The following is a 2878-nucleotide window of genomic DNA, read 5'->3' on the forward strand; positions in this document are numbered from 1 at the left end:
AAGAGCACGGCATGCCCGAAAGCGTTGAGGATATGGGCAAGCGTCGCTTGATTTGCCAGAACCCGCGCACGGTTCAGGTCGGCGCTGGTTTGCAACTCGTACAACATTTGCTGGCCTATGATGTGCCTTCTATGCTGACGGTGAACAACTACTTCGGCGTGTTGCAATCGGTACTACATGGCCTCGGCATTGGCGTTTTGCCTGACTATGTTACGCAAGATTTCCCAGAACTCGTGCGCGTTTTGCCAGAGCTTAGCTCCAATGAGGTGCCTGTATTTCTAGCCTATCCAGAAGAATTGCGTCAATCCAAGCGCATTCAGGTTTTCCGTGACTTCGTGCAGGACGAAATCATCACGCACCGTCGCCAGCTCAAAGAAAAAGCAGCGGCGCAAGCGTCCTCGTAAAGCGGCTCAAACACTCAAACTGCGAAGCGGCTTCACCCCGCTGCGCAGCTCAGGCATATATTACCCAACATTAGATTCGGCTAAGGACACTTCCCATGCATGACATCCGCGCAATCCGCGAGAACCCAGAGGCGTTTGACGCCGCCCTCAAGCGCCGTGGTGACGATCCTATGTCAGCGAGCCTGCTCGAGGTCGACGCAGCGCGCCGCAGCAAAATCCAAGCTGCCGAAGAAGCGCAAGCCGAGCAAAACAAAGCGTCAAAGCTTGTCGGCGCGGCCAAAGCCAAGGGCGATGAAGCCGAATTTGAACGCCTGCGCGCGCTGGTTGCTGAAAAGAAGGCTGCCGTTGCCAAGCTGAACGAAGAAGCCAAGGCTGAGGATGCCAAGCTCACCGATATGCTAGCGCGCATCCCGAACCAGCCAGCGGCGGACGTACCAGACGGCGCAGATGAAGACGACAATGTCGAAATGAAGCTCTGGGGCGATGTGCCAAGCTATAATTTCGAAGCGAAAGAGCATTTTGAACTGGAAGGCGTCGCCGCCTCAATGGACTTTGACACAGCCGCCAAAATCTCTGGCGCGCGCTTTGTGATGCTGAAAGGCGCGGTTGCCCGTATTCATCGTGCCCTCGCGCAATTCATGATCGACACGCACGTCGATAAGAACGAGCTGACAGAGATCAACAGCCCCGTGCTCGTGCGCGACGAGGCGATGTATGGCACTGATAAGCTTCCGAAATTCGGCGAAGACAGCTACCAAACAACCAACGGTTGGTGGCTTGTCCCGACGTCCGAAGTGCCGCTGACATATTCTGTTGCTGGCGATGTTCTCGCAGAAAGCGATCTGCCGATCCGCATGACCGCGCATACGCTTTGCTTCCGCTCAGAAGCGGGCAGCGCTGGGCGCGATACCTCTGGCATGTTGCGTCAGCACCAGTTTGAAAAGGTGGAAATGGTCTCTGTCGTGCATCCCGACAAGAGCGATGAAGAACAGTTGCGCATGCTCGCATGCGCCGAAGGAATTCTGGAAGATCTGGGCATCCCCTATCGCACTGTGCAGCTTTGCACCGGCGACATGGGCTTTGGCGCGCGCCGCACCTTTGACATCGAAGCATGGCTTCCTGGGCAAAACGCCTATCGCGAGATCAGCTCTGTTTCCACAACAGGCGATTTCCAAGCGCGTCGCATGAACGCACGTTTCAAAAGTGACGAAGGCGGCAAACCGCAGTTCGTGCACACATTGAACGGCTCTGGCCTAGCGGTTGGACGCTGCTTGATCGCGGTTCTGGAAAACGGCCAGCAGGTCGATGGCTCTGTCATCCTGCCAAGCGTTCTTGCCCCCTACTTGGGCGGCAAAACAACGCTCGGCTCGGATGGCAAACTCTCTTAAGACGGCTGCGGCGTCGTCTCATCGTCTTCGTCGTCAAGCGGCGAAGACGCATCTACCTGACCTGTCTTAGGTGGCAACAAACCCGGCAAGTTATCCCAAACTTTCGCAAGGCTACCTGGTCGATAAGCCACGCCCCCAGCATTGCGAACACCGAGCCTGATTTTATCAATCACACTCGAATGAACGTCCTGAGCCAGCTCTGGCCCGTCGCGATCCGCATTCAAGAAACCAATCTTTGACGTGAAGCCCAATTTCTTTTTGTTCACGGGGTCCGCGGATTGGCACAGCGCCCTCACAGCCTCCAAAGCCTTTTCGTTCAGCTCTAAATGCTGCTGCTGCGCCCCTTTTGCGACCCAGCCAAACGTATGAGCAGACAATCCACGCACCGCACCACCGCCGCCAATTGATCCGTGATCACCGGCAAACCACTTCTGCTGATAGGGCTCATCATCGCGTTGCGAGCGCGAATTGAGTTCAGGTAAATTGTCCCAAAGCGACGGAGGATACGCTTTGCGTCTCTCATCAAGCGCGACCGCGTGATAGGCGGACCTCACCGATGAGCTCAGCTCCATATCATGGAAAGCGTACTTCTTATTTGTGATCTTTGCCACGACCCCCAAAAAGCCCGGCAGTCCCATCGCGCCAACCGTATCCCAAATTCCAAGATAAGAAATCTTCAACAATTCCGTAGGCTTGCTGCGCTTACTTAAGTCACTAAGTGAGGTCGCAACATCCGGCGACAACTCAGCACGCTTCGCTTGAATGCCACCTTCATCAGGTGCATTTTCGTCGCCTCGCATCCGATAGAGACGCATCGCTTCGCCAACTTTATCGATATCGTTACGAGGTAAAATACCCGACTTACGCAACAGACCCGCCAAAGAACGCGCCGTATAAGCGCCGCGCGAAAAGCCAAAAATGAAGATTTCATCGCCCGGTTCATAGAGCCAGATTAACCGACGATACGCCTCTTCAATGTTGCGCTCCAATCCCCAACCAAGCGCGCCGCCGAGCCATTTGTCTGTCGTTCGCGCAAACGCGTTAGACCCGCGCCCCGTGCCAACGCCGCGCACATAAATGGGAACT

3 protein-coding genes are annotated in these 2878 nt (G+C 55.5%); 2 read left to right on the forward strand and 1 reads right to left on the reverse strand.

The genetic code is table 11. The annotated features are described in order from the left end of the window. Positions 1-404 (forward strand): LysR substrate-binding domain-containing protein (locus ABJQ89_RS17455; RefSeq protein ID WP_348497432.1); only part of this gene is annotated, 404 nt, incomplete at its 5' end. A 95-nt stretch (positions 405-499) separates the two neighbouring features. Further along, on the forward strand, positions 500-1792 hold the full coding sequence (gene serS, locus ABJQ89_RS17460; RefSeq protein WP_348497433.1) for a serine--tRNA ligase: 1293 nt from the start codon (positions 500-502) through the stop codon (positions 1790-1792). Here the strand turns inward: serS and ABJQ89_RS17465 are convergent. After that, a partial coding sequence (locus tag ABJQ89_RS17465; RefSeq protein ID WP_348497434.1) for a DUF2235 domain-containing protein occupies positions 1789-2878 on the reverse strand: 1090 nt, incomplete at its 5' end. The genes serS and ABJQ89_RS17465 overlap by 4 nt on opposite strands.

Source organism: Planktotalea sp. (assembly GCF_039984035.1).
Classification (GTDB): Bacteria; Pseudomonadota; Alphaproteobacteria; order Rhodobacterales; family Rhodobacteraceae; genus Planktotalea.